The sequence below is a fragment of the Kluyvera ascorbata genome (genome assembly GCF_023195735.1).
In the GTDB taxonomy this organism is placed as follows: domain Bacteria; phylum Pseudomonadota; class Gammaproteobacteria; order Enterobacterales; family Enterobacteriaceae; genus Kluyvera; species Kluyvera ascorbata.
On record NZ_CP096201.1, the window covers coordinates 2,598,089 to 2,624,748 of the forward strand.

Genomic DNA, 26,660 nt, shown 5'->3' on the forward strand with positions numbered 1-26,660 from the left:
GCATGACGTATAACGTAGCCCGGCCAAGCATCGCGACGCCGGGAACGTGCTCAGTACCCTATTTCCTCGCCACCAGCCGCGGCGGCATAATCAGGTTTCTGGCCGCCCCTTGCCCGGTATCAATGCGCTGTAAAATCCGCTCGGCAACGCTTTGCCCCATCTCGCGCGCAGGCGTGGTAACCCAGGTCAGCGGCACATCGTCCAGCGCCTTTTCCGGCACATCGGCAAAAGCCGCCAACGCCACGCGCTGTTCAAAATAGCTCTCAACGCTGTCTTCACCGCTCTGCTTACCAGCCCGCATCAGGCCAAACCACGCCCCCATGGCAATCACGCTGTTGTAGCACAGCACGGCGCTAATCGTCGGGTTGTGCCTCAGCAAGCCGGTAATCGCTTCCGACGCCTGCTTCTGGCTAGACTCACACTCCAGCACCCATTCACTATGGAACGGCAAACCATACTTGATGAGCGTAGAACAGTAGCCGCCGACTCGTTCCGCGCGGGTCAAGGATGAGCTTTGTCCACCGAGCCAGGCAATGCGCTGATGGCCCCGACGAATCAGATGTTCGGTCACCAGTTGCGCCGCCTGCATATTGTCCGGGCGAATAATATCAACTTCATCGAGGTAGCTCGCGCGAGAAGCGAACACCAATGGCGTTTCGGATTCTGCCGCCTTGGCCCGCAGTTCAGCGGCCTGGTCGACCGAACCGGCGATCACCACGCCATCAACGCCCTGCGACACCAACGCATCGAAACGTTGCAGCATCTGCTCGCCCCGCTTTCCGCCCTGGGTCAGAAACACCATTTTACCCTGAGACTCGAGAGCGGCGGTCATTCCCGCCGTTAGCTCGGCATAAAACGGCGACGAGAGATCGCCGACAATCAGGCCAATCACTCCCGTCTGCCCGCCGCGCAATGAGACGGCCTGACGGTTACGCACAAACCCCAGTTGGTCGATAGCCTGGTAAACGCGCTCACCCGTCGCGGAAGAGATTCGCCCCTTACCGCTGAGAACCAGCGAGACGGTACTCACGGACACGCCGGCCGCCAGTGCAACATCGTTAATGGTGACTTTTTTTGCAATCGCCATGGTTCCAGCGGGGCTCCTTTTGCTCAAGAGATAAAACGTTTTATCAATACATGTACTTTATAAACCTTATTATCACTTGCTTTTGTGATTTGTTTCTCACTAAAAAATGGTAAAACGTTTTATCTTCCTGTCCCAAGATTGTTACAAACCCTTTTTTCAGGATTAAGGAGTCGTTTCATGACGGCGAATACCACACCAAAAGTCACCCTCTGGGAATTTTTCCAGCAGCTTGGCAAAACCTTTATGCTGCCGGTTGCCCTGCTTTCCTTCTGCGGGATCATGCTCGGAATCGGCAGTTCGCTAAGCAGCCATGATGTCACCACGTTGCTGCCGTGGCTTGATACGCCGTTCCTGCAAGCCGTCTTTATCTGGATGAGCAAAGTCGGCTCCTTCGCGTTTAGCTTCCTGCCGGTGATGTTCTGTATCGCCATTCCACTGGGGCTGGCTCGCGATAATAAAGGCGTTGCGGCTTTTGCCGGTTTCGTGGGCTACGCGGTAATGAACCTGGCCGTTAACTTCTGGCTGACCGCCAAAGGTATCCTGCCAACCACCGACGCGGCGATTCTGAAAGCCAATAATATTCAGAATATTATCGGTATTCAGTCCATCGATACCGGTATCCTCGGCGCGGTTATCTGCGGGATTATCGTCTGGATGCTGCACGAGCGTTTCCACACTATCCGCCTGCCAGATGCGCTGGCTTTCTTCGGCGGCACCCGTTTTGTACCGATTATCACCACCGTCGTGCTGGGCCTGGTTGGTCTGGTGATCCCGCTGGTATGGCCGGTATTTGCTCTGGGGATTAAAGCGCTGGGTCAGGTTATTAACGGCGCTGGTGATTTCGGCCCGATGATCTTCGGTACCGGTGAACGTCTGCTCCTGCCATTTGGTCTACAGCATATTCTGGTGGCGCTGATTCGCTTTACCGAAGCGGGCGGCACCATGGACGTCTGCGGCCACGACGTCAGCGGCGCGCTGACCATCTTCCAGGCGCAGCTGAGCTGTCCAACCACCCACGGCTTTTCCGAAAGCGCAACTCGCTTCCTGTCTCAGGGCAAAATGCCGGCCTTCCTCGGCGGCCTGCCGGGTGCAGCATTGGCGATGTACCACTGTGCTCGCCCAGAAAACCGTCATAAAATTAAAGGCCTGCTGATTTCTGGCGTGATCGCCTGCGTCGTGGGCGGTACCACGGAACCACTGGAATTCCTGTTCCTGTTCGTTGCACCGGTGCTGTACGCTATCCATGCGCTGTTGACTGGCCTGGGCTTCACCATGATGGCGGTACTGGGCGTCACCATCGGTAACACCGACGGTAATATTATCGATTTCGTGGTGTTCGGTATCCTGCACGGTCTGTCGACCAAATGGTATCTGGTGCCAGTTGTCGCTGCGGTTTGGTTTGCGGTTTACTACGCCATTTTCCGCTTCGCTATCGTGCGCTTTAACATCAAAACGCCGGGCCGTGATGTAGATACCACGCCTACAGCAGAACAGACCACCAGCGGCGTGACCGGGAAGTCCGGCTACAATGTGCCGGTTATCCTGCAGGCCCTGGGTGGCGCAGAGAACATTTCCTCTCTTGATAACTGCATTACTCGTTTGCGTCTGTCCGTTAATGACATGGATAAAGTAGATGTCGATACGCTGAAAGCCAACCGCGCCATTGGGGTGGTAAAGCTGAACCAGCATAATCTCCAGGTGGTTATTGGCCCGCAGGTTCAGTCGGTAAAAGACGAATTGTCGGTACTGATGAACTCCGTGCAAGCGTAAAGCCCTTTGCCCCTGTGCATAACAGGGGCAAAATAGCCCAATCTTCCCTTCGTTAGGATCTCCACATGTTTGATTTTTCAACGGTGATTGACCGACACGGCACCTGGTGCACCCAATGGGACTATGTTGCCGACCGCTTTGGCGACGCCGACCTGCTGCCATTTACTATCTCTGATATGGACTTCGCTACCGCGCCCTGCATCCTGGACGCGTTGAGCAAACGGCTTTCCCACGGCGTGTTTGGCTATAGCCGCTGGAAAAACGATGAGTTTCTTCCTGCCATCGCCCACTGGTACGCCCACCGTTTTCACGCGGTGATTGATACCAACACGCTGGTTTACGGCCCATCGGTTATCTATATGGTGGCCGAGATGATTCGCCAATGGTCCGCTCCCGGAGACGGGATCGTGGTGCATACGCCTGCCTATGACGCGTTCTTTAAAACTATCGAAGGTAATCAACGCCGCGTGGTTGGCGTTCCGATGGATAAACAAGACGGTCAGTGGTTCTGCAATATGGACAAACTGGAAGCGGCACTTGCCGAACCGCAGAACACCGTGCTGCTACTGTGTAGCCCACAAAACCCGACCGGCAAAGTCTGGACCCGTGATGAACTCGAAACCATGGCGGCACTATGTGAAAAACATAACGTGCGCGTCATTAGCGATGAAATTCACATGGATATGACCTGGCAGGGCCACGCGCATATTCCGTGGAGCGAAGTAGCTCGCGGCGAGTGGGCGCTGTTCACCTCAGGGTCAAAGAGCTTCAATATTCCGGCATTCACCGGCGCATACGGCATGATTGTTGGGGACACGGCACGCGAAGCCTATCTTACGGCGCTAAAAAACCGTGATGGCCTCTCTTCACCTTCTGTACCCGCGCTGGTCGCTCATATTGCTGCCTACGAGCACGGGGAAACCTGGCTGGATGCACTGCGCGATTATTTGCAGGAAAATATGCGTTATATCGAGCAGACGCTGAATACCGCCTTCCCGGAATTAAAGTGGGCGATGCCACAAGCAACCTATCTGGCGTGGATTGATTTACGCCCGCTGAATATTGACGATCGTGAACTACAGGACGTGTTAATTAAACAGCAGAAGGTCGCCATTATGCCGGGTTATACCTACGGCGAAGAAGGCAACGGCTTTATTCGTCTGAATGCGGGATGCCCGCGCGTGAAGCTGGAACAAGGCGTCGAACGGCTGATTGCAGCTATTCGTACCCTGCGCTAACCGCCGTTGCGCAATGTTTCCAGGCATTGCGCAAGCTTTATCGACTAGTCATCAATTGTTAATATCAGATCAGGTCATTCACATTTCTTAGACATAGCACGATTACTCACTCTAAGATTATTCCCAACCTCTATTCTCCGCGCCGTTATTATCCCACCCCGAAAATTATTAATATTTAGCGAGTTTTAAAATGATTAACCGTCAAGCCACTGTATTAACGCTGACTGCGATTAGCATTTTATTTTCATCTGCTGCATTTGCAGATGATTCACAGTTGACGACATCTGCGGATATGCACGTCAAATTAACCGTCGAGAAATCTTGCCAGATAAGTGTTGCTGATATGGATTTCGGTTCACACGCCAGCGACTCCGGTGAAATTGACGTTTCTGCAGACGCCTCTGTGACCTGCACCAACGGCACCAGCTATAGCCTCACCAGCGAGAGCGGTCGCACTTATGCAATGAAAAACAAAGACGCTTCGGAAACGGTGGCCTACAACCTGTACGGTGACTCCGACAGAACAAGCGACCTCTCTACGACCGCGATTTCTGGCAGCGGTAACGGCTCCGCTCAGCTGATCCCAATTTACGGCAAAGTGGCTTCTGATGCGCTGGCGCAAGCGCCCGCAGGCGACTACGCCGATACCGTAACCCTCACTGTCACTTACTAATTTAACTCCGGGCTTAGCATATGAAACGCAAACTGGCTGGCATTATTCTTTCTACTTTAGGAGCGCTATTAGCCCTGCCTTCATATGCGGCCACCCTGCAGGTGTATCCGGTGAACGTCGGTTTTTGTGCCGGGGAAACCGCCCAGGCTATCTACGTGAAAAACGTCGGTAGCGCGGCTATCGGCGCACAAATTCGCGTTTACGCCTGGCACCAGCAAAACAACAAAGACTCCCTCAGCGACACCGAAGATTTGCTGGTTAGCCCGCCGATGACCAGCATTCCCGCGGCTCGCCAGCAGCTTATCCGCGTGATCCTCCCGGTGCCGCCAAGCGGCGATACCGAGCGGGCTTATCGCCTGGTAGTTGATGAACTGCCCGGCAGTAACAACATGGCAGAAAAAGATGGCGTGCGCTTTCTTCTACGCTACTCCATCCCGGTTTTTGTGAACTGCAAAGACCAGCAGCCGGATCTCAACCGCGTGACGTTCTCCTTCGACCGTCTCGCGCATCCGGTGATGCTTAAAGTCCGTAACAATGGCACACAGCACCTCAAGTTAAGCGACATCACGCTTCACGCCGGTGCACAAAGCGTGTCGATGAGTAAAGGGTTGCTCGGCTACGTACTGCCTCAAAGTGAAAAGGAATGGCCTTTACCGAAAGGAATGACTAATGCGTCATCTTTATCACTAAATCTGAACGATAATGAGAAACAACAGACCATCAATATTACTCCGTAATACCCTACCGCTCTGGTTTTTGGTCTGCACTCACGCATACGCTGCAGCAAATGCGACGCTTTACCTGACCGCAACGGTGAACGGGCGGGTGATTAAAGGCTTCGTGAAAGCCAAAAATAGGGATAATAAGCTCTATATTTCCGCCAACGATGCCAAAAAACTCGACATCGAAACGGCCTCTCTGCCTGAAAAACAGGGCTATCTCGATCTCAGCCCTCAGGATGGCCTGGACGTCACCTTTGATAATCTGAGTCAGAGCATCAACATTGTGGCCAGCAAAGAGTGGCTGGGTCGTGACAGCCGCCTGGTCAACCGCAATGGTTCGCACCTGGTTCATAACTCTCAGCTTTCGCCTGAAGTCCGTGGTCTGGCGTTGAACTACAACATCTTTACCAGTCACGAAAGCGGTGAGCAGGATACTTCACTCTTCAGCGAGTTTCGGACCTTTGGCCTGGGCTCCGGTTTTTTTAGCTCATCGTTTAACAGCAAAGACACTACCAACACAACCGACGCCGAACGCGGCACGCGTCGGTTAATGAGCAGTTGGGTGTATCAAAACGTCGACAAACTGTTCTCAATGACGCTGGGCGACAGTTTTACCACCAGCCAAAGCTGGAACAACAGCGTACGTTTTGGCGGCATCAATATTGCCCATAACTACGCCACACAGCCTAACTTCAGCACCTCATCGCAGGATATTCTGACCGATAGCGTCACCCTGCCATCAACCGTGGATTTGTACGTCCGCGGGGTGAAAGCGTCGTCGCAGCGCGTTGACCCCGGGCAATTTACCCTCAATACCGCGCCGATTTTCACTGGCAACGAAGGCGCGCAGGTGGTGATTACCGACATCAACGGCCAGCAGCGCGTGGTGAATCTCGATCTCTATGGCGCCACGCAATTACTCTCTGCAGGGCTAAATACCTGGGGCGTGAGCGCGGGCTGGGTACGAAAAGATTACACCTACCAATCAAATAGCTATGACAGCCAATTTGTCGGCGTCGGCGACTGGCGCTATGGATTCAGTAATAAATCGACGGTTGGGCTACATGCCGAGCAAAGCGCGCAGCTGCACAATGAAGGGATGGGCTGGGATTACCTGCTGTCACCGACGCTCGGCGTATTTCATCTTAACGCCTCAAACAGCCAGTATGATGATAATAGCGGCTCGCAGTGGGGTTCCGGCTGGCAGTGGAATAACCGCCGCTATAACGTCGCGCTCAACCATTCCCAGGCCAGCAACGGTTATCGGGACGTGTCATCCATTGCGGACAATACCCTGACGACCCGTGAAGATTCCGCGTTTGCCAGCGTGACTTTTGATGCTGCCGGCACTTTCGGGGTGAGCTGGGTGAACCAAACTTATCAGGATTCCTCATCGCAGTATGCAGGCGTGTCGTGGTCTAAAAGCTACGCCCATGGCATTACGCTTGCCACCAGCCTGACCCGTGAACTGGGCGACGAACGCAATACGACGGTTTTCCTGAACGTCAGCATGCCGCTGAACCAGCATAAAGATTACCTCTCGCTGCAAGACAGCCATGATAACGACGGCAACGCCATGCAGGCGAGCCTGGCACACTCGCTCGATGCGAATAAGCCGGGATGGGGCTGGAACATGTCGGCCCAAAATGGGGATAACGCCGCCGTCCACGCTACCGTCCAGCATCGTAATCACTGGAGCGATATGGCATTGGGCTTTAACCGCCAGGACAACGCCAACGATTATTATGGCTCTCTGTCTGGCGCGCTTGGTCTGTTTATGGGTCATCTGTATGCCACCCGCGTGTTGGGTAGCGCCTTTGCCATTGTTGATACCTCTAACGTACCCGATGTACCGGTTTATCTGGAACACCGTCCTGTCGGTCATACCGATAACAATGGGATGTTGTTCCTCAATAACCTCAATCCGTATCAGGAAAACCGTCTGGATATCGATGTGCTCCAGTTGGACGAAGAATACCGCGCACCTTATACCAGCGAGGTACTGATCCCGAAAACCGCCAGCGGCGCGCTGGCTAAATTCACCATTTATAAAACCCATGCGCTACTGATGACGGTGAAAACCGCTGACGGTAAAAACGTGCCTTTCTCGGCGCAGGTCAGCGTGAGTACGACGCAAGGTGAAGCGCCATCACACGGCACGCAACAAACCATCGCTGGCTACGATGGCAAAATATACCTTGAAGACCCACCGGCTAGCGGCAAAGTTAGCGTTCAATGGGCATCTTCATCCTGTCAGGTGACGCTGCCGCAGCAGCGTAGTCATTCCCATTCCGTAGAGGTCATCAACGCGCTATGTCAGTCACTCGCTCATTAGGGTTCATCAGCCTGCTTCTGGCGCTAATGGTGGTATTGTGCCCTGCCGCAAAAGCGGCAGACTGCTGGAACGGCAGCCCTCCCGGGCTCAATTTTGGCACCGTTACGCCAGGCGCAAGCAGTACCACCAGCACAAAGCTGTCGTTCACCTGCAATAACTACGATGGCAAGGCCGAGTATGTTCGCGCCTGCCTGAAGCTCATGGCAGATGATCCTATCCCCATGAGCCAGAATGAGCCTTCGACCACACCGCTCTATTTTTCGCTCTACTCCATTTACGATCTGCACCATCCCCTGAGTCAAAATGGTGACGTTTACGCGCAAATTGATATGGAACTGGGGAGTAGCCAAAGTAACGTCGAGCATGATATTCCGCTCATCGGCAAGATAAACGCTGGGCAGACAAATATCAGCGCCGGAACATATTACGACTACGCCACCAGCGTACAGATTCGCTACGCCTCAGCATCATCAATACAGTCGTTGCCCTCATGCAGCGGGCTCTTCGGGACGCTGGTTACTGACCAAATCAGCGCCACGGCGACGGTGAAAAATGGCTGTGAGATTGTCAGCACCGATGACATGGAATTTGGTAGCAAAACCCCCGCCGCGACGAATTTGTTGCAGGCAAGTTCAACCGCCAACATCAGCATTCAATGCCCAACGGGTACGTCGTATTCCGTCGGAATAGGCCATGGTCTGCACCCTGACGGCAATACGCGTTCGCTGTGCCATAACGACGAATGCGTCAGCTACGGCCTCTATCAGGACGCCGCACATTCCATTGCATGGTCACAAGACAACCAGGAGAAACAATACTCCAGCAGCGGACAGCCGCAGGAGCTGGTGGTCTACGGGAATATCCCCGCGCAGAAATGGCCCTCTCCCGGCGTTTATACCGATACGGTAGTGATTACGCTTACCTACTAGCAGCCAACAGCGCGTTTAACATCTGGCGTAGCTGTCCTGCGACCCGATCAACGGGATAGCCCATCTGCGCGTGCATGATAGCGCCGTCCAGCGCCATGACAACGGCGGCAAGCGCTGAATCATCCAGTGACCACCGTGACGCCAGCTCGGCGGCCACGGCGGCTTTATGGTCTCGAGTCAGTTGCTCAACCTCCGGCAGAACCTCACTCATCTCCGCCGTCGCATTCAAAAACGCACAGCCGCGAAATTCAGGATCGGTCCACCAGAGACACAGGGTGGACAGCAACGCTTCCACTGGGTCAGGCGTTGTGACTTCGTTCTGTTTTAGCGCATTGGAAAACCAGTCCATCCATAGGATATGGCGGTAATCCAGATAGGCGAGGATTAGCAAATTTTTGCTGGGAAAGTGGCGATAAAACGTCACTTTGGTGACGCCAGCATGATCGATAATTTTATCTATTCCCGTAGCGCGAATACCGTGGAGATAAAATAACGTGTGTGCGGATGTCAGGATTTTCTCTTTGGCACTCACGGCGTGCGGGCTGCTGTTTTCCCTGTTCATCGTCTTTTTTCTCCGTTGACAAACGCTGGTGGTCGGAATATTTTAGCACCAAGTAGACAGACCTGTCTACATCACTAACCCGGAGACTCCTATGAGCACTAGCCGCCCACCGCTTCCTCCCTTTACGCATGAAAGCGCCATTGAAAAAGTCCGCCTCGCAGAAGATGGCTGGAATAGCCGTGACCCGGCCAAAGTTGCTTTGGCCTATACGCTCGATACGCAATGGCGTAACCGTGCCGAGTTCGTCAATGGTCGCACTGAAGCGCAGACATTCCTGGCACGGAAATGGAAAAAGGAGTTTGAGTATCGGCTCATCAAAGAGCTTTGGGCGTTTGAAGGCAATCGCATTGCCGTACGCTATGCCTATGAGTGGCATGATGATTCCGGCAACTGGTATCGTTCATACGGTAATGAAAACTGGGAATTTAACGACGAAGGTCTGATGCAGCGCCGTTTTGCCTGCATCAACGACCTGCCCATCCGCGAGGATGAACGTCTGTTTCATTGGCCTCAGGGACGCCGCCCGGATGACCATCCGGGACTCAGCCAATTGGGGCTATAGCATCCGCGTAATTAGCTGACGGGTATGGCTTTTGAAGCCATACCCTAAACAACCCATGCTTTATTCTGCAACACCACCCGATAACCATCAGGATCAACGAATGTCCGGCCGCTCATAATTAAAACCGCCGAGAAATCTGGTCTTCAGACCAGAAATAACTATCGCTAGCCGTTCAGAACCACACTTTTAACTGGTTACTAACCTGTTGTATAATGGTTTGCACTTTAACTAAAAAAACGAGTGCGACCATGATTGATATCAACCTGCCTTTAACCGATGTCCACCGCCATCTTGACGGTAATATTCGTGCCCAGACCATTCTCGATCTTGGCCGTCAGTACAATCTCGCGCTCCCCGCTACTACGCTTGAAACCCTGCTACCACACGTGCAGGTCACCAGCAATGAACCCGATCTGGTCAGCTTCCTGAGCAAGCTTGACTGGGGGGTAAAGGTTCTGGCCTCTCTGGATGCCGTACGCCGCGTGGCTTATGAAAACATTGAAGATGCGGCCCGTAACGGCCTGCACTACGTTGAGCTTCGGTTTTCCCCGCGCTATATGGCGATGACGCACCAACTGCCGGTTGAGGGCGTGGTAGAAGCGGTTATCGCTGGGGTCAAAGAAGGCTGTCGCGTGTTTAACGTCGACGCACGCCTTATCGGCATTATGAGCCGTACCTTTGGTGAAGCGGCCTGTGAAGAAGAGTTGAACGCGCTGCTTGCGCACCGTGACGGTATTACCGCGCTCGATCTGGCGGGTGATGAGCTCGGCTTTCCTGGGCATCTGTTCCTTAACCATTTCAGCCGCGCGCGCGATGCGGGATGGCGCATTACCGTACACGCAGGCGAAGCCGCAGGCCCGGAAAGCATCTGGCAGGCGATTCGCGACCTCGGCGCTGAGCGCATTGGCCACGGTGTGAAGGCGGTACAGGATCCAGCGTTGATGGATTTCCTCGCGGAAAAAAGCATCGGCATCGAGTCCTGCCTGACTTCCAACATTCAGACCAGCACCGTGCCATCGCTGGCTCAGCATCCGCTGAAAACCTTCCTTGAGCACGGCGTATTGGCGAGCATTAACACCGATGATCCGGCAGTCCAGGGGATTGATATTCAGCACGAATACCATACCGCTGCTCCGGCTGCGGGTCTGAGCAAAGCGCAGATTCGCCAGGCACAAATCAACGGTCTGGAAATGGCATTCCTCACCGCCGCGGAAAAACAGGCGCTTATCGCGCGCGTCAAACAGGCATAAAAAAAACCGGCAGGACCAACCTGCCGGTTTTTCCATCTCTGGACACTTACACTAACGTCAGTGCTGCTCTGTGCTTCGCAGACTCAATACCCAGTTCAATCAGTTCCATAATCTGAATAGCCTGATTTGCCGGAACCGGATTCTCGCCAATGCCGTTCAGCGCATCGCGAATCGCCGCATAATAAGCAGGATAGTTGCCCGGCTGCGTCAACAACGTGGTTTCCAACCGCGTTTCACCTTCTACCGTGGTTAAGATGCCGTCGCGCATATCGTAACCCCAGTCCGACTGCGGTAAACGCTCGCCGTTTTTCAAGCGGTCTTCCTGCGGATCAAGACCAAATTTGACATAGCTTGCCTCGGTACCGTGCACGATATAGCGCGCCGTTTCCGCCGCCGCCAGCAGTGTGCCATGCAGCACCACGCGACGCTGCGGATACGTTAAGACCGCATGGAAGTAGTCCGTCGACTGCGCGCCCGGTCGCAGTTGACCAAGATCGACATACAGACTTTGCGGTAAACCAAACAGGCTGACGGCCTGATCGAGCAGATGCGGTCCTAAGTCGTACCAGATACCACTTCCCAACCCTGCCTGTTCACGCCAGCGTGCGCGCACCTGCGGACGATAGCGGTCAAAGTGTGATTCAAAGTGGACCACCTCACCCAGTTTGCCGTCGTTGATCAGCGCTTTCACCGTCAGGAAGTCGCTGTCCCAACGGCGGTTATGGAAGACAGAGAGCAGCTTACCTTGCTGTCTGGCAAGAGTATCTAATTCGCGAGCTTGTGACAGTGTCACGGTAAAAGGTTTATCGACCACCACGTTTTTCCCGGCTTCCAGCGCCGCTTTCGCCAGCGGGAAATGGGTATCGTTCGGCGTTGGGATAACAATCAAATCAATATCAGGGTTGTTAAACAACGCGCTTGGGTCTGAAACAACCTGCACCGTTGGCCAGTCGGCGTGGACCTTACTCGCATCGCTGCTGGAGACAACAGACAGCTCCATACCCGGCGTACCGCTGATAAGCGGCGCGTGAAATGTCTTACTGGCATAGCCATAACCCACTAGTCCAACACGGATTTGGTCACTCATGTGTCGCCTCACTTCTGTATTTAATGTGCTTGATTGTATTTTGTAATCGATTTCTTTATTTGAACTCATCTGCTAGTTTCATACAACAGTTTAATAACATTATGGCGTAGCAACCCGCCAACTGATGAAATAAACACCACCTGACGAAACGATTCGGCTGAAAACTTGCGTTGTGACGCCAGCACGCTAAGATCTTGCTCTGGCATTATTTTCTCAATGGACTGTTAGCTAAATTTCATGAATTCCGTATTGACTCGTATTGTTGAATTAATTGGTTGGATTATTCTGGGCTTCTCCGTTCTGCTATTGATTGTGGCCCACCACATTGATAATTATCAGCCGCCTGAGCCGGCTACCGCGACGCTACAAAAAACCATCACCCCTTCTACTTGAAAAAGTGATTCGGATCTCATCTATGGAACCGGTTTCTGAAACCGGTTGCACGCATTAACCTCACTCTTTACACTCGTGATATCACACAGGTAAGGAGTGTTTTATGTCCGCTTTTCCCCCAAATTTCCTCTGGGGTGCTGCTACCGCAGCGTACCAGGTTGAAGGTGCACACGATGAAGACGGTAAAGGCCCGTCTATTTGGGATATATTCTCCCACCAGCCAGGGACAACCTATCAGGGTACAAACGGCGACATTGCCGTCGATCACTACCATCGCGTAAAAGAAGACGTCCAGCTAATGGCTGAAATGGGGCTGCAAAGCTACCGTTTCTCTATCTCGTGGCCTCGCCTGCTGCCAAACGGGCGCGGCGAGATAAACGAAGCGGGCGTGAAGTTTTACAGCGATCTGATTGATGACCTGTTAGCACACAATATTGAGCCAATGATTACCCTTTATCATTGGGATCTCCCGCAGGCGTTGCAGGATGAAGGCGGCTGGGAAGCTCGTTCAACGGCGGAAGCCTTCGAAGAATATGCACGACTGTGCTATGCCCGCTTCGGGTCACGCGTCCAGAAATGGGCAACGTTTAATGAAACCATCGTCTTTATTGGTCACGGTTACATTACCGGAAGCCACCCGCCTTCAGTACGTAATCCGGCTCGCGCTATTCAGGCTTGCCACCACGTCTTTATTGCCCATGCGCTGGCGGTTAAAGCCTTCCGAGGGATGCAAATCAAAGGCGAAATTGGCTTTGTTAACGTGCTGCAACCGCATTCACCGTTGACCGATAGCCCAGAAGACAAAGCGGCGACGGCGCTGGCCGACGCCATCCATACTCATTGGCTCTACGATCCGGTGCTGAAAGGCCACTACCCTGACGAACTGCTGGCGCAATCTCAGGCGCTGTGGGGCGTGCCCCGCTTTGCGCCGGGCGATGACGAATTGCTGCGCAAAAATCGCTGTGATTTTATCGGCCTGAATTACTATCGTCGTGAAACCGTTTCTGCCACGCCGCCTGCTGAGAAAGTCAGCGGCGAGCAAGGGGTTGAAGGGCTGTTCTATTTCGTGCGCAATCCGCAGAGTGTTTACACGGAATGGGGCTGGGAAATCTGGCCGCAAGGGTTAACCGACGGCATTATGATGATCAAAGAGCGTTACGGTGATATTCCTATTTATATTACCGAGAACGGTCTGGGTGCCGTCGATCCTATCGTCGATGGCGAAGTGGTTGACACACCACGTATCGATTTCTTACGCGTGCACATAGAGGCGCTGGAAAAAGCCATTGCGCTGGGAGCCGATGTCCGTGGCTATTATCCGTGGTCGTTTATCGATCTGCTGAGCTGGCTGAACGGTTACAAAAAACAGTATGGCTTTGTCTACGTCGACCATAAGCAAAATCTGGCGCGCAAACGTAAGAAAAGCTTCTTCTGGTATAAAGATGTGATTGCCAGCCGCGGCGAAAATCGTTAATTTTCCGCGAAATCAGGGTGCGGCAACGCGCCCTGATTGCATAAAAAGTCGCTTTTTTTGGGTCAAAATCAATAAGCACATTTTCTGTTATTGTAATTCCCGCCTATAACCCAAATAATCCAGGCTATCCTGCTGAGGTTTAGTCATCTGCGCTGAACGCTCGATAAAAACGGATGTCGAACCACCTATTAGCAGTACAAACTCTATTAACCGCTTCGTGTTTCAGCCCTCCAGGCTGCTTTAAACACATTGTACGGTGAGCATTAACATTATAAATGGATACCCACAAATGACCGTTTTGGATTATTTATTAAAATTCCGCAAAGTCAGTTCATTGGATAATCTTGAAAAACTCTACGATCACCTTAACTATTCGCTGACCAACACTGAAGAACTTATCAATATGTACCGTGCCGCCGACCACCGTCGCGCAGAGCTGGTATCCGGCGGTCGACTGTATGATGTTGGCCAGGTGCCAAAATCCGTTTGGCGATTTGTGCAATAGTAGTTTTTTCCAGAGCGCCAGTTGCTTATACTCCTCGGCCTGTATTTTTTTCCTCTTCACTGGCGCTGATTTTCAGGAGACACAATGTCAGATAATTCTGCAGAACGTATTGGCGGATGGCTGCTTGGCCCGTTGGCCTGGCTTATCGTTCAGTTAATAAGCATCTGCCTGACGCTTATCAAATTTGGCTATGTGCTGCTGACACCACAAACGCTTGGGCTGGTTAAAGAGATGGGAGCGGCAAATATCACGCTGCTCGCCCTGTCCTTCTTGTCGTTTATTGCCATGTGTTATTACACGCTATGGCTGACCATCGCCTTCTTCAAGCGTCGCCACAACGTACCGAAACACTACATTATCTGGCTGATGATTGGCGTCCTGTTGGCGGTTAAAGCCTTCGCCTTTTCCCCGATTTCTGACGACCTTGCGGTACGTCAACTGCTGCTTCCGCTGCTGGCGGCTGCGCTGATTGTTCCTTATTTCAAGCGCTCGCAGCGGGTAAAACGCACCTTTACTCAGGCGTAATACCCCCACACTTAGCCTGTTGTCGCCAAAGTCACTTTGTCAGATAATAGGAAGCTTTTTTTGTAACAGGTCGAATGATGACTGACTATTTATTGCTCTTTATCGGTACCGTTCTGGTAAATAACTTCGTCCTGGTGAAATTCCTGGGGCTATGTCCGTTCATGGGGGTTTCCAAAAAACTGGAAACCGCGATGGGGATGGGCCTGGCGACCACCTTCGTGATGACGCTGGCCTCTATCTGTGCCTGGCTGATTGACACCTGGATACTGATCCCGCTGGATTTGGTTTACCTGCGCACGCTGGCGTTTATTCTGGTGATTGCCGTGGTGGTCCAGTTCACCGAAATGGTGGTGCGGAAAACCAGCCCAGCGCTCTATCGTCTGCTGGGTATCTTCCTGCCGCTCATCACCACTAACTGCGCCGTACTCGGCGTGGCGCTGCTGAACATCAACCTTGGCCACAATTTCCTGCAATCCGCGCTGTATGGTTTCTCTGCTGCCGTCGGGTTTTCGCTGGTTATGGTGCTGTTCGCTTCTATTCGCGAACGCCTGGTGGTCTCAGACGTCCCGGCCCCCTTCAAGGGTAACGCTATCGCGTTGATCACCGCAGGTTTAATGTCATTAGCCTTTATGGGCTTTAGCGGGCTGGTGAAGTTGTAATGATGACCTTCTGGATTGCTGTCGCTGCAATCAGCCTGTTGGGGCTGATTTTTGGCGTCATTCTGGGTTACGCCTCACGACGTTTTGCCGTTGAGGATGACCCGGTTGTTGAAAAAATTGATGAGTTGCTGCCCCAGAGCCAGTGCGGCCAGTGCGGCTATCCTGGCTGCCGTCCGTATGCGGAAGCGGTCAGCAACGGTGAAAAAATTAACTGCTGCGCGCCCGGCGGCGAAGCCGTGATGCTGAAAATCGCCACGCTGCTCAACGTTGATCCGCAGCCGATTGGTGGCGATGAAAATGCGGCTGAGCCCGCGCGTATGCTTGCCATTATTGATGAAAATAACTGTATCGGTTGTACCAAATGTATTCAGGCTTGCCCGGTAGACGCCATTGTTGGCGCGACGCGAGCCATGCACACCGTCGTAAGCGACCTGTGCACCGGCTGTAATCTGTGCGTGGCGCCGTGCCCGACGCAGTGTATTGAGTTACGTCCCGTTGAGACGACGACCGACAGCTGGAAATGGGATTTGCAAACTATCCCGGTACGAAATATTCCTGTGGAACACCATGCTTAAGCTATTCTCCGCCTTCAGAAAAGACAAAATCTGGGATTTCAACGGGGGTATTCACCCGCCCGAAATGAAAACCCAGTCGAACGGTACCCCGCTGCGCCAGGTTCCCCTCGCCCAGCGTTTTGTCATTCCGCTGAAACAACATATTGGTGCCGAAGGTGAACTCGCCGTTCAGCCTGGCGACCACGTTCTCCGCGGCCAGCCATTAACCCGTGGCTGGGGACGTATGCTGCCTGTTCATGCGCCGACATCCGGAACGGTTGTTGCCATTGAACCTCATGCCACAGCCCATCCTTCTGCACTGCCGGAGATGAGCGTCATTATTGACGCTGACGGCGAAGACCGCTGGATTACCCGTGACGGCTGGGCCGACTACAAAAATCACAGTCGCGAAGCCCTCATCGAACGTATTCACCAGTCCGGCGTGGCCGGTTTAGGCGGCGCGGGTTTCCCGACGGGTAACAAACTGCGCGGCGGTGGTGACAAAATCACCACGCTGATTATCAACGCTGCCGAGTGCGAACCATACATCACCGCCGACGATCGCCTGATGCAGGATTGCGCCGCGCAAATTGTCGAAGGCATTCAGATCCTCGCGCACATTCTTCAGCCGCAGCAGGTGCTAATCGGGATTGAAGACAATAAACCGCAGGCCATCTCAATGATGCGGGCTGTGCTGGCTGACTGCCACGGAATTAGTCTACGTGTTATCCCGACGAAATATCCTTCCGGCGGCGCAAAACAGCTAACACAAATTCTGACCGGTAAACAGGTTCCACACGGCGGGCGTTCATCGGACATCGGCGTACTGATGCAAAACGTCGGTACCGCTTACGCCGTAAAACGTGCGGTTATTGATGGCGAACCGCTGACCGAACGCGTGGTGACGCTGACCGGTGAGTCCGTCGGTAAGCCGGGGAACGTTTGGGCGCGTCTGGGTACACCGGTTCAGCATCTGCTCAAACACGCCGATTTTTGCCCGGCCAGCGATCAAATGGTGATTATGGGCGGCCCGCTGATGGGCTTTACTCTGCCCTGGCTTGATGTGCCGGTGGTGAAAATCACCAACTGTCTGCTGGCGCCTTCTGCCGCTGAAATGGGTGAACCTGAAGAAGAGAAAGGCTGCATTCGCTGTAGCGCCTGTGCCGATGCCTGCCCGGCGGATTTGCTGCCGCAGCAGCTTTACTGGTTCAGCAAAGGCCAGCAGCACGATAAAGCCACGGCGCACAACCTTTCCGACTGTATCGAATGCGGTGCCTGTGCGTGGGTCTGCCCAAGCAGCATTCCGCTGGTACAGTATTTCCGCCAGGAGAAGGCCGAAATCAGCGCCATCCGACAGGAAGAACAGCGTGCGGCAGAAGCTAAAGCGCGCTTTGAAGCACGTCAGCAGCGCCTGGAACGCGAGAAAATCGCCCGCGAAGCACGGCATAAAAAGGCTGCCGTACAGCCTGCGGCAAAAGATCAGGATGCCATCCACGCCGCGCTTGCTCGCGTTCGCGAAAAACAGCAGCAGGCTACTCAGCCGATTGTTATTCAGGCCGGAGCGCAGCCAGACAATAGTGCAGTTGCCGCCGCACGAGAAGCGCGTAAAGCACAGGCACGCGCAGCACAGGCCGAAAAACAGCAGGCAACGACAGAAACCGTTGACCCACGCAAAGCCGCGGTAGAAGCCGCTATTGCACGTGCTAAGGCTCGCAAAGCAGAACAACCCGCGGAAGTAGCAGCAGCGGCTGTAGATACCACTGTTGACCCGCGTAAAGCTGCTGTCGAAGCGGCGATTGCCCGTGCCAAAGCGCGTAAGGCAGCAGAGCAAGCAACCGTTGAGCCCGCAGCCTCCGAAGAAACCATCGACTCGCGTAAAGCCGCTGTCGAGGCGGCAATTGCGCGCGCCAAAGCACGCAAGGCAGCAGAGCAAGCAACCGTTGAGCCCGCTGCCGATGAAGAAGCCCTAGACCCGCGTAAAGCGGCCGTCGAAGCGGCAATTGCGCGTGCTAAAGCACGCAAGGCAGCCCAGCAGGATATCAGCGAACCTGCTGCCAACGACGACCCACGCAAAGCTGCCGTTGCCGCTGCTATTGCCCGTGTTCAAGCCAGGAAAGCCGCTCAGGCCGTTAACGAGGATTAAATGGTTTTCAAAATCGCAAGTTCCCCTTATACCCACAATCACCGCCAGACATCGCGGATTATGCTGCTGGTGGTTATCGCCACCCTGCCCGGCATTGTGGTCCAGAGCTGGTTTTTTGGCTGGGGAACCGTTATTCAACTGGTGGTGGCTATACTGGCCGCCTGGCTTGCGGAGTCCCTGGTGCTTCGTCTTCGCAAACAAAATATCGGCCAGACGCTTGCCGATAACTCAGCGTTGTTGACCGGTCTGCTATTGGCTATCAGTATTCCGCCGTTGGCGCCATGGTGGATGGTGGTATTGGGCACCGTATTTGCCGTGATTATCGCCAAGCAACTTTATGGGGGACTGGGGCAGAACCCGTTCAACCCAGCCATGATTGGCTATGTTGTTCTGCTGATCTCCTTCCCTGTGCAGATGACTTCGTGGTTACCACCGCACGATATCGCCGCCGCAGCGCCTGGCTTTATGGATGCTATCCACGTTATTTTCAGCGGCCATACGACGGCCGGTCAGGATATGAATGCCTTGAAGATGGGCGTTGATGGCATCAGCCAGGCCACGCCGCTCGATACCTTCAAAACGTCGCTTCATGCCGGACATCCGGTAGATGAGATCCTGAAATCGTCGATTTATCACGGTGCGCTTGCCGGTGCGGGATGGCAATGGGTCAACGTGGCCTACCTGGTCGGCGGCCTGTTCCTGCTGTGGCAAAAAGCGATTCGCTGGCATATCCCCGTGAGTTTCCTGCTGAGTCTTGCCGTCTGCTCAACGCTTGGCTGGCTGTTCCACCCGGAAAGCGTTGCCTCGCCGCAGATGCATCTGCTCTCCGGCGCCACCATGCTGGGCGCGTTCTTTATCCTCACCGACCCGGTCACCGCATCAACCACCAACCGTGGCCGTCTGATCTTTGGGGCGCTGGCAGGTCTTCTGGTGTGGTTAATCCGCAGCTTTGGCGGGTACCCGGACGGCGTGGCATTTGCCGTGCTGTTAGCCAACATCACCGTACCGCTGATTGATTACTACACGCGCCCGCGCGTTTACGGACACCGCTGAGGAATCACATGTTAAAGACCATGCGTAAACACGGTGTCACGCTGGCGCTGTTCGCAGCCGGTTCTACCGGGCTGACGGCGGCGATCAACCAGTTAACCAAGCACACCATCGACGACCAGGCCGAAAAGCAGCAGAACGCCCTGTTCCAACAGGTAATACCGGCAGGCAGCTATAATAATGACCTGCTGAAGAGCTGCTTTGTGGTCGAAGCCCCAGAGCTAGGCAAAGGCACACATAAGGTTTACATCGCCCGTCAGGACGATAAACCGATCGCCGCCATACTCGAAGCCACCGCACCAGACGGCTATTCTGGCGCCATTCAGCTGTTGGTCGGTGCCGATTTTAACGGTACCGTGCTCGGTACCCGCGTGACCGAGCACCATGAAACGCCGGGGTTAGGCGATAAAATTGAGCTTCGACTGTCTGACTGGATAACCTTCTTCGCCGGTAAAAAAATCGACGGCGCGAACGATAGCCAGTGGGCAGTGAAGAAAGACGGCGGCCAGTTCGACCAGTTCACCGGGGCAACCATCACCCCTCGTGCGGTGGTAAACGCGGTAAAACGCGCGGGACTGTATGCACAAACGCTGCCCGCGCAACTCTCACAACTGCAAGCCTGTGGAGAATAAACAATGAGCGAGGTTAAAGAGGTTATTGTCCAGGGGCTCTGGAAAAATAACTCCGCACTGGTTCAGCTTTTGGGGATGTGCCCGCTGTTAGCGGTCACCTCGACCGCAACCAACGCGCTGGGTTTGGGTCTTGCCACTACGTTGGTATTGACGCTCACAAACCTGGCTATCTCCAGCCTACGCCGCTGGACGCCAGCGGAAATCCGTATCCCTATTTACGTCATGATCATTGCCTCGGTGGTCAGCGCCGTTCAGATGCTGATTAACGCCTATGCATTTGGTCTGTACCAGTCGCTCGGGATCTTTATTCCGCTTATCGTCACCAACTGTATCGTGGTGGGACGTGCGGAAGCCTTCGCCGCGAAGAAAGGCCCGGCGCTATCAGCGCTGGATGGCTTTGCTATCGGGATGGGCGCAACCTGTACGATGTTCGTGCTGGGCTCCATTCGTGAGCTCCTTGGCAACGGGACGCTGTTCGACGGCGCTGACGGGCTGCTCGGCAGTTGGGCGAAAGCGCTACGAATCGAAGTCTTCCATACCGATACTCCTTTCCTGCTGGCAATGCTGCCACCGGGAGCTTTTATCGGTCTTGGAATGCTGTTGGCTATTAAATATCTTATCGATGAACGGACTAAGAAACGTCATGCTCAGCAGGTTATTGCTGCGGAAAGCGTGAATGTGGATGGGGCAGAGAAGGCCTGATGAACAAAACCAAGCGTCTGGAAATATTGACTCGGCTGCGGGACAACAACCCGCACCCGACCACTGAACTTAACTTTACTTCGCCGTTCGAGCTGCTGATTGCGGTTTTGCTCTCCGCACAGGCGACGGACGTTAGCGTCAACAAAGCGACCGCCAAACTCTACCCGGTGGCAAACACGCCGCAGGCGATGCTCGATTTGGGCGTCGATGGCGTGAAGGAGTACATCAAGACGATTGGCCTGTTCAACAGCAAAGCGGAAAACGTCATCAAGACCTGCCGCATGCTGCTGGAACTACACGGCGGTGAGGTTCCTGAAGACCGGGCGGCGCTGGAAGCTCTGCCTGGGGTCGGGCGCAAAACCGCTAACGTGGTGCTGAACACCGCATTTGGCTGGCCGACCATTGCCGTCGATACCCACATCTTCCGCGTCTGCAACCGTACGCAGTTTGCCCCGGGAAAGAACGTCGAACAGGTAGAAGAGAAGCTGCTGAAAGTGGTGCCCGCCGAATTTAAGGTCGACTGTCACCACTGGCTCATCTTACATGGGCGCTACACCTGCATCGCCCGTAAGCCTCGTTGTGGTTCTTGTATTATTGAAGATCTCTGTGAATTTAAAGAGAAAGTCGAGCTGTAGACCCTATATCGCGGTTTGGCAAGCCCGCCTGCCGCGTCCTTTTGAGTGACTAAACCGCGTTTAATCCCATCTATTTATTCATTATTTGGCATTTCTCACGCCTATATAACGCTTTTACAGATTAAACACGCCATCACTACCAAATTTTTCTATACAAAAACTGACCAGATCATCACCACAACACGATGTTGCATTTATGTTTCTTTACGGGCATTTTCCTTACATCATTAGGATGAATCCTCCGTAACGCACAATATGATCATCCAGTTATTTTTCAGAATACAGCCTATATCACTATATAAAAGCGCCATCAGCAGAAGATATCGTTGAATTGCCGTTTTTGCCCCTCCTTTTCAGAATAAAAAACCGCTTAAATTTAAAGCGTGAAATTTAACGCTAAATAACATTTATGTGTCTGGTTAATTATTCCACTCTTTTTATTTGTAACGGAGTATTACAAAGGTCTTGTCTGAAAGCGCAGGATAGTGAACATTACTTCCCGTTTCCCTCCAGAATAACTATAAGGTGGATGCCCATGAGCACTCCGCCCAGTACACCCCCCATTAGAATGGGATGTAAATAAGAGGTATATGTGTCTACTGCAAACAATAAACCAACTGAAAGCGTGAGTTTGAACGCTTTCAAACAACCTAAAGCGTTCTATCTCATCTTCTCTATCGAGTTATGGGAGCGTTTTGGTTTCTACGGCCTGCAAGGCATTATGGCCGTTTACCTGGTTAAACAACTGGGTATGTCAGAAGCTGACTCCATCACTCTGTTCTCTTCCTTTAGTGCCTTAGTGTACGGTCTGGTTGCTATCGGCGGCTGGCTGGGCGACAAAGTACTGGGTACGAAACGCGTGATTATGCTGGGTGCCGTGGTACTGGCCATCGGCTATGCGCTGGTCGCGTGGTCTGGTCACGATGCCGGTATCGTTTATATGGGTATGGCGGCAATCGCCGTGGGTAATGGCCTGTTTAAAGCCAACCCGTCTTCCCTGCTCTCTACCTGCTATGCAAAAGATGATCCGCGTCTGGACGGTGCATTTACCATGTACTACATGTCCGTCAACATCGGTTCATTCTTCTCTATGCTGGCAACCCCGTGGCTGGCCGCTAAATACGGCTGGAGCACAGCGTTCGCGCTGAGCGTTGTCGGTATGCTGATTACCGTTGTGAACTTCGCATTCTGTCAGCGTTGGGTTAAACAGTACGGTTCCAAGCCAGACTTCGAGCCGGTTAACTACCGTAACCTGCTGCTGACCATTGTCGGCGTGGTGATTCTGGTAGCCGTAGCGACCTGGCTGCTGCACAACCAGGGCATCGCACGTATGGTTCTGGGCGTGATTGCACTGGGTATCGTTATCATCTTTGGTAAAGAAACCTTCTCTATGACCGGTGCGCCGCGTCGTAAGATGATCGTGGCTTTCATTCTGATGCTGGAAGCGATTATCTTCTTCGTGCTGTACAGCCAGATGCCAACCTCTCTGAACTTCTTCGCGATTCGTAACGTTGAGCACTCCATTCTGGGTATCGCGTTCGAACCGGAACAGTATCAGGCGCTGAACCCATTCTGGATCATCATCGGTAGCCCAATTCTGGCCGCTATCTATAACAAGATGGGTGACAACCTGCCAATGCCGACCAAGTTCGCGATTGGTATGGTGCTGTGCTCTGGTGCCTTCCTGGTGCTGCCTCTGGGCGCGAAATTCGCTTCCGACGCGGGTATCGTCTCCGTTAACTGGCTGATCATCAGCTACGGCCTGCAGAGCATCGGTGAGCTGATGATCTCTGGTCTGGGTCTGGCGATGGTGGCACAGCTGGTTCCACAGCGTCTGATGGGCTTCATCATGGGTAGCTGGTTCCTGACGACTGCCGGTGCGAACATCATCGGTGGTTACGTTGCTGGCCGTATGGCGGTTCCGGAAAACGTGACCGACCCGCTGATGTCCCTGGACATTTATGGCCACGTATTCCTGCAGATTGGTGTGGCAACGGCCGTTATCGCCGTGCTGATGCTGCTGACCGCACCGAAACTGAACCGTATGACTCAGGACGACGCAAAACCTGCTGCTGACGGTAAAGTCGCTTCCGTATAACGTCATCGGGAAACGAATAAATATTTAGGCCGCTAACTTCTGTTAGCGGCTTTTTTTTTATCGCGTCAGGCACTAACATACCTCCATATCCCTCGGCTGCCCTTCGGCCACGGGAAAACAAAAATAACCAAGTCTGAAGGAGTTACCCATGAAATTGTTCTACAAACCCGGCGCCTGTTCCCTGGCATCGCACATCACACTGCGGGAGAGCGGAAAGGACTTCACGCTTATCGGCGTCGACCTGATGCACAAACGCACGGAAAACGGTGACGATTTCCTGAAGGTCAACCCAAAAGGCCAGGTTCCTACTCTGCTGCTGGACGACAACACCCTGCTGACCGAAGGCGTGGCTATCATGCAGTACATCGCCGATAGCGTTGCTGACCGCCAGCTGCTGGCACCGGTTGGCACTATCAATCGTTACAGAACGCTGGAATGGCTGAATTACATCGCGACAGAGCTGCACAAAGGCTTTACGCCGCTGTTCCGCCCTGACACTCCAGAAGATTACAAACCAACGGCGCGCGCGCTGCTGGATAAAAAGCTGGCCTACATTGATGAATCACTGGCGAACGCACAGTGGATCAGCGGCTCACGCTTTACTATTGCCGATGCCTATCTGTTTACCGTGCTGCGCTGGGCGTTTGCCGTGAAGCTGGAAATGGCGGGATACAAAAACATTGCGTCCTACATGGAACGCGTTGCGGCGCGTCCTGCGGTAGCGGCAGCCATGGCGGCTGAAGGTCTGAAATAATATCGGTGCGCTGACTCGGCGCTTCGCACCTCTGCCGGGCTACCACAAACGTTGTAGCCCGGCAGAGCTTCGCGACGCCGGGAACGGCGCCGAACGAAAAGTTTATAGCTGAGTCGCGCTAAAACAATGCACTGGCTTCGCAATACGATCCTGTGCCGCCACGACCTGCAACTCATACTCACCCATCTCTTTCGTCGTCACCATAATCTCGTACACCGCTGCAGTCACATGCTCCAGCGCATCGCGAAGCGTCGCCCCCTGCAACAGCTTAACCAGCAGCAGACCGCTGGTCACATCGCCCACGCCCACCGGATGACGAGCGCCAAAGTCGATCAGTGGACGGCTAATATGCCAGGCTTCATCCGCCGTCACCAGCAGCATCTCAAAGCGATCCTGACTGTAGCCCGCACGCGCCAGATGCTTCACCAGCACGATTTCCGGCCCCTGAGCAATTAGCTCACGCGCGGCCAGCACTGCATCAGCGACATCCTTCACGTCGCGACCGGCGAGAATTTCCAGCTCAATCAGGTTCGGCGCAATAATATCGCTGGCCGGCATGGCATAGCGTTTATGGAATTCCGCCACGCCCGGTGCCACGATACAGCCCTTTTCCGGGTGTCCCATCACCGGGTCGCAGAAAAACTTCGCCTGCGGGTTCGCGGCTTTCACCTGGCGCACAATGCCAAGAATATGTTCACCCTGCTCTGCAGAGCCCAGATAACCGCTCAGCACCGCGTCACAGCGCTTCACAGCGCTTCAGCTGGTCGATAGCCGCAATGCCCTGCACAATCTCCGTCAGGTGCGCTGGCGGCATCACGCAGCCCGTCCACTGACCATACTGAGTATGGTTGGAGAACTGTACCGTATTCAGCGGCCAGACGTTTGCACCAAGGCGGCGCATAGGAAACTCCGCGGCGCTATTGCCCGCATGCCCGAAAACGACGTGAGATTGAATGGCGAGGATGTTGTTCATTAGCTCTACTCAAACGACAAAAAAGAAGGGGGCGTAGTTTCCCACGCCCCCTCGTTTCGGAATATTACTTCCAGCAGATCAAACAGTAATTTTTCTTACCACGGCGTAACAGGGTGTAACGACCGAAGAGAATATCGCTATCCTGGAAGAAGTATTCCGGGTCAGCCTGTTTTTGACCGTTGATAGTGACCGCGTTAGAGGCGATGGTTTTACGCGCCTGGCCGCGAGACGGCTGCAGCTCGGAGTCTACCAGCGCCTGCATCAGGTCAGCACCTTTATCCATCTCAACCATCGGCACGCCGTCCTGCGCCAGCTGTTCGAAGTCCGCTTCGCTCAGCGCGCTCAGTGAACCGCTGAACAGGCTATCGGTGATGCGTTTTGCAGCCACCAGACCTTCTTCGCCATGCACCAGACGAGTAACCTGCTCTGCCAGTACGTACTGGGCACGAGGTGCTTTACCGCTGTTTTTGTCTTCTTCTTCCAGGGCATTGATCTCTTCAATGTCCATAAAGGTGAAGAACTTCAGGAAGCGATAAACGTCAGCATCCGCGGTGTTGATCCAGAACTGGTAGAATTTGTACGGGCTGGTTTTCTTCGGATCCAGCCAGACTGCGCCGCCTTCGGTCTTACCGAACTTGGTGCCATCTGCTTTAGTGATCAGTGGAACGGTCAGGCCGAACACCTGATTCTGGTGCAGACGACGGGTCAGGTCGATACCGGAGGTGATGTTACCCCACTGGTCGGAACCGCCAATCTGCAGCGCCACGCCGTGCAGTTTGTTCAGGCAGGCAAAGTCATAGCCCTGCAGCAGGTTGTAAGAAAACTCGGTGAAAGAGATGCCCTGATCGTCGCGATTCAGACGCTGCTTCACCGCTTCTTTGTTGATCATCTGGTTAACAGAGAAGTGTTTACCGATGTCACGCAGGAAGGTCAGCACGTTCATGCCGCCAAACCAATCATAGTTGTTGGCCGCGATAGCCGAGTTGTCGCCGCAGTCAAAATCGAGGAACGGTGCCACCTGTTTGCGGATTTTATCCACCCACTCCTGCACGGTATCTTCGGTATTCAGTTTACGCTCGGCCGCTTTAAAGCTTGGGTCGCCAATCAGACCGGTTGCGCCGCCAACCAGTGCAACAGGCTTATGCCCTGCCTCCTGGAAGCGTTTCAGGCATAACAAAGGAACAAGATGCCCCAAATGCAAGCTGTCAGCGGTAGGATCGAAGCCGCAATAGAGCGCGATCGGGCCTTGCGCCAGTCGCTCTGCTAACGCTACCTCGTCCGTTACCTGGGCGACTAGCCCCCGCTCTTGCAGTTGTTTAATCAAGTTACTGCTTGCCATCAAATTCTC

General features: G+C 53.8%; 26 protein-coding genes and 1 pseudogene. 21 read left to right on the forward strand and 6 right to left on the reverse strand.

Going from position 1 to position 26,660, the window contains the following annotated elements; all coding sequences use genetic code 11:
• Positions 1-58: 58 nt before the first annotated feature.
• Positions 59-1,087, reverse strand: coding sequence for a Mal regulon transcriptional regulator MalI (locus MY052_RS12275; protein ID WP_035897078.1), 1,029 nt, complete (start codon positions 1,085-1,087; stop codon positions 59-61).
• A 177-nt stretch (positions 1,088-1,264) separates the two neighbouring features.
• Between MY052_RS12275 and malX the strand changes: the two genes are divergently transcribed.
• From malX to MY052_RS12305, 6 genes are all read left to right on the forward strand, one after another.
• Complete coding sequence (gene malX, locus MY052_RS12280) at positions 1,265-2,857, forward strand: maltose/glucose-specific PTS transporter subunit IIBC (protein WP_248537064.1); 1,593 nt, start codon at positions 1,265-1,267, stop codon at positions 2,855-2,857.
• A gap of 65 nt (positions 2,858-2,922) precedes the next feature.
• Positions 2,923-4,095: a MalY/PatB family protein gene (locus MY052_RS12285; RefSeq protein WP_248537065.1), complete on the forward strand. Its 1,173-nt coding sequence runs from the start codon at positions 2,923-2,925 to the stop codon at positions 4,093-4,095.
• A gap of 292 nt (positions 4,096-4,387) precedes the next feature.
• The gene (locus MY052_RS12290; protein ID WP_248537066.1) at positions 4,388-4,768 is read left to right on the forward strand and encodes a Csu type fimbrial protein; all 381 of its coding nucleotides are present in this window, start codon (positions 4,388-4,390) and stop codon (positions 4,766-4,768) included.
• 20 nt (positions 4,769-4,788) lie between these two features.
• Positions 4,789-5,505: a fimbrial biogenesis chaperone gene (locus MY052_RS12295; RefSeq protein WP_248537067.1), complete on the forward strand. Its 717-nt coding sequence runs from the start codon at positions 4,789-4,791 to the stop codon at positions 5,503-5,505.
• Entirely contained in the window at positions 5,471-7,825 is a 2,355-nt protein-coding gene (locus MY052_RS12300; protein ID WP_248537068.1) for a fimbria/pilus outer membrane usher protein, read from the forward strand. Before MY052_RS12295 ends, MY052_RS12300 begins: the two co-directional genes overlap by 35 nt.
• Positions 7,804-8,754: a Csu type fimbrial protein gene (locus tag MY052_RS12305; RefSeq protein WP_248537069.1), complete on the forward strand. Its 951-nt coding sequence runs from the start codon at positions 7,804-7,806 to the stop codon at positions 8,752-8,754. Before MY052_RS12300 ends, MY052_RS12305 begins: the two co-directional genes overlap by 22 nt.
• Here MY052_RS12305 and MY052_RS12310 read toward each other — a convergent pair.
• Positions 8,744-9,316, reverse strand: coding sequence for a TetR/AcrR family transcriptional regulator (locus MY052_RS12310; protein WP_248537070.1), 573 nt, complete (start codon positions 9,314-9,316; stop codon positions 8,744-8,746). The two genes, MY052_RS12305 and MY052_RS12310, sit on opposite strands and share 11 nt — an antisense overlap.
• 91 nt (positions 9,317-9,407) lie before the next feature.
• Between MY052_RS12310 and MY052_RS12315 the strand changes: the two genes are divergently transcribed.
• Positions 9,408-9,878 carry a nuclear transport factor 2 family protein gene (locus tag MY052_RS12315; protein WP_248537071.1) on the forward strand — a complete coding sequence of 157 codons (471 nt, stop codon included), beginning with the start codon at positions 9,408-9,410 and terminating at the stop codon, positions 9,876-9,878.
• 44 nt (positions 9,879-9,922) lie between these two features.
• Here the strand turns inward: MY052_RS12315 and MY052_RS24305 are convergent, their stop codons facing one another.
• A complete protein-coding gene (locus tag MY052_RS24305; protein ID WP_373239673.1) occupies positions 9,923-9,994 on the reverse strand; it encodes a hypothetical protein in 72 nt (23 codons plus the stop codon).
• A 132-nt stretch (positions 9,995-10,126) separates the two neighbouring features.
• On the opposite strand from MY052_RS24305, the gene add reads away from it, so the two are divergent.
• Entirely contained in the window at positions 10,127-11,128 is a 1,002-nt protein-coding gene (gene add, locus MY052_RS12320) for an adenosine deaminase (RefSeq protein WP_248537072.1), read from the forward strand.
• 46 nt (positions 11,129-11,174) lie between these two features.
• Here add and MY052_RS12325 read toward each other — a convergent pair whose 3' ends face one another.
• The gene (locus tag MY052_RS12325) at positions 11,175-12,215 is read right to left on the reverse strand and encodes an oxidoreductase (RefSeq protein WP_248537073.1); all 1,041 of its coding nucleotides are present in this window, start codon (positions 12,213-12,215) and stop codon (positions 11,175-11,177) included.
• 237 nt (positions 12,216-12,452) lie between these two features.
• Here MY052_RS12325 and blr point away from each other — a divergent pair, with 237 nt between their 5' ends.
• The 13 genes from blr to gstA all read left to right on the forward strand — a co-directional run bounded on the left by blr (position 12,453) and on the right by gstA (position 24,339).
• The gene (blr, locus tag MY052_RS12330) at positions 12,453-12,608 is read left to right on the forward strand and encodes a division septum protein Blr (protein ID WP_035896777.1); all 156 of its coding nucleotides are present in this window, start codon (positions 12,453-12,455) and stop codon (positions 12,606-12,608) included.
• Positions 12,609-12,711: 103 nt separating this feature from the next.
• A complete protein-coding gene (locus MY052_RS12335; protein ID WP_248537074.1) occupies positions 12,712-14,082 on the forward strand; it encodes a GH1 family beta-glucosidase in 1,371 nt (456 codons plus the stop codon).
• A 289-nt stretch (positions 14,083-14,371) separates the two neighbouring features.
• Positions 14,372-14,587 carry a transcription modulator YdgT gene (gene ydgT, locus MY052_RS12340; RefSeq protein WP_123650417.1) on the forward strand — a complete coding sequence of 72 codons (216 nt, stop codon included), beginning with the start codon at positions 14,372-14,374 and terminating at the stop codon, positions 14,585-14,587.
• Positions 14,588-14,671: 84 nt separating this feature from the next.
• On the forward strand, positions 14,672-15,112 hold the full coding sequence (locus tag MY052_RS12345) for a DUF2569 domain-containing protein (RefSeq protein WP_035896784.1): 441 nt from the start codon (positions 14,672-14,674) through the stop codon (positions 15,110-15,112).
• A gap of 77 nt (positions 15,113-15,189) precedes the next feature.
• Positions 15,190-15,771, forward strand: coding sequence for an electron transport complex subunit RsxA (gene rsxA / locus MY052_RS12350; RefSeq protein WP_035896786.1), 582 nt, complete (start codon positions 15,190-15,192; stop codon positions 15,769-15,771).
• A complete protein-coding gene (gene rsxB / locus MY052_RS12355) occupies positions 15,771-16,346 on the forward strand; it encodes an electron transport complex subunit RsxB (protein ID WP_035896789.1) in 576 nt (191 codons plus the stop codon). Before rsxA ends, rsxB begins: the two co-directional genes overlap by 1 nt.
• Positions 16,339-18,468: an electron transport complex subunit RsxC gene (gene rsxC / locus MY052_RS12360; protein WP_248537075.1), complete on the forward strand. Its 2,130-nt coding sequence runs from the start codon at positions 16,339-16,341 to the stop codon at positions 18,466-18,468. Before rsxB ends, rsxC begins: the two co-directional genes overlap by 8 nt.
• Positions 18,469-19,521, forward strand: a complete 1,053-nt coding sequence (gene rsxD / locus MY052_RS12365; RefSeq protein ID WP_248537076.1) for an electron transport complex subunit RsxD — start codon at positions 18,469-18,471, stop codon at positions 19,519-19,521. It begins immediately after the preceding gene.
• An 8-nt stretch (positions 19,522-19,529) separates the two neighbouring features.
• Positions 19,530-20,150, forward strand: coding sequence for an electron transport complex subunit RsxG (rsxG, locus tag MY052_RS12370; RefSeq protein WP_035897044.1), 621 nt, complete (start codon positions 19,530-19,532; stop codon positions 20,148-20,150).
• Between the two features lie 3 nt (positions 20,151-20,153).
• Positions 20,154-20,852: an electron transport complex subunit E gene (locus MY052_RS12375; RefSeq protein ID WP_035897046.1), complete on the forward strand. Its 699-nt coding sequence runs from the start codon at positions 20,154-20,156 to the stop codon at positions 20,850-20,852.
• Positions 20,852-21,487, forward strand: coding sequence for an endonuclease III (gene nth / locus MY052_RS12380; protein WP_035897047.1), 636 nt, complete (start codon positions 20,852-20,854; stop codon positions 21,485-21,487). The genes MY052_RS12375 and nth overlap by 1 nt, the downstream gene beginning before the upstream one ends.
• Before the next feature lie 592 nt (positions 21,488-22,079).
• The gene (gene dtpA / locus MY052_RS12385) at positions 22,080-23,585 is read left to right on the forward strand and encodes a dipeptide/tripeptide permease DtpA (protein WP_035897049.1); all 1,506 of its coding nucleotides are present in this window, start codon (positions 22,080-22,082) and stop codon (positions 23,583-23,585) included.
• 148 nt (positions 23,586-23,733) lie between these two features.
• The gene (gstA, locus tag MY052_RS12390; RefSeq protein ID WP_248537077.1) at positions 23,734-24,339 is read left to right on the forward strand and encodes a glutathione transferase GstA; all 606 of its coding nucleotides are present in this window, start codon (positions 23,734-23,736) and stop codon (positions 24,337-24,339) included.
• Positions 24,340-24,441: 102 nt separating this feature from the next.
• On the opposite strand, the pseudogene pdxY reads toward gstA, so the two are convergent.
• Both pdxY and tyrS read right to left on the reverse strand, forming a co-directional pair.
• A pseudogene (gene pdxY, locus MY052_RS12395) lies at positions 24,442-25,312 on the reverse strand (pyridoxal kinase PdxY).
• A 64-nt stretch (positions 25,313-25,376) separates the two neighbouring features.
• Entirely contained in the window at positions 25,377-26,651 is a 1,275-nt protein-coding gene (tyrS, locus tag MY052_RS12400) for a tyrosine--tRNA ligase (protein ID WP_035897053.1), read from the reverse strand.
• Between the last annotated feature and the right edge of the window lie 9 nt (positions 26,652-26,660).